This is a genomic window from Pedococcus sp. P1_H8, assembly GCF_056405175.1.
The window spans coordinates 1-383 of sequence record NZ_JBFUCP010000402.1 but is presented as its reverse complement, the minus strand read 5'-3'; the positions used below and the strand labels follow the sequence as shown (position 1 = coordinate 383).

At 73.6% G+C, this 383-nt stretch carries 1 protein-coding gene; it reads right to left on the bottom strand.

The window, feature by feature from the left end; all coding sequences use genetic code 11:
- On the bottom strand, positions 1–383 hold a 383-nt coding region (locus tag AC1DYG_RS20555; protein WP_477641680.1), incomplete at both ends, for a DUF6578 domain-containing protein.

Genomic DNA, 383 nt, shown 5'->3' with positions numbered 1-383 from the left:
ACCGGGGACCGCACCGCGGTCCCCGGGAGGGGGCACCAGGCGCCGATCTCGTTCTCGCGATAGAGCTCGTCCAGCAGGTACACGCCCCGGACCGAGCCGGTGGTGCTGTCGAATCCATCCGGGACATCCGCGCCGTGCACCGTCCCCCACAGCCGCCCGCGTAGCCCGGTGGGGTGGTCGGACAGGTCGTCGGGCGCGTCTCGCCAGTAGGCGCTGGCGCCACCGGCGCTGAGCTTGCGGCTGGTCCGATCCCAGCGAACGGGTCGGTGGAAGACCTCCGGCTCGGGGTCGTCGGCGGTGAAGGCGAGCACCCACGCCCCCTCGCGGCCCACCTCGGGCGGGGGGGCGCAGCACTCGATCTCCCACGCCGCGATGTACACGTC